Raw genomic sequence first — 255 nt, forward strand, 5'->3', positions numbered from 1 at the left:
CTCTTCAGGCAAGCATCGAATATCAGTACGAAGGATTCAAAAAATATAAGGATCAGCCAAAAAAAGAATTGAAAAAGCGAGCCGCTAAAAAATGTGCAGAAGGCTATACGCCAACGGCGTATGATTTTAAAGGCCATCCGACATTCAAAAGTAAGAAAAACCCAGTCCAGAGCTATACGACCAAAATGACAAACAATAATATTAAAATTACAGACAACCGCATTCAGCTGCCGAAACTCGGCTGGATTCGTTTTT

General features: G+C 39.2%; 1 pseudogene. It reads left to right on the forward strand.

Annotation, left to right across the window (positions count from 1 at the left end):
* Nucleotides 1-255: pseudogene (locus M3221_RS25970) on the forward strand (hypothetical protein); the annotation flags it as partial.

The organism is Domibacillus indicus (genome assembly GCF_023715895.1).
GTDB classification, from domain to species: Bacteria; Bacillota; Bacilli; order Bacillales; family Domibacillaceae; genus Domibacillus; species Domibacillus indicus_A.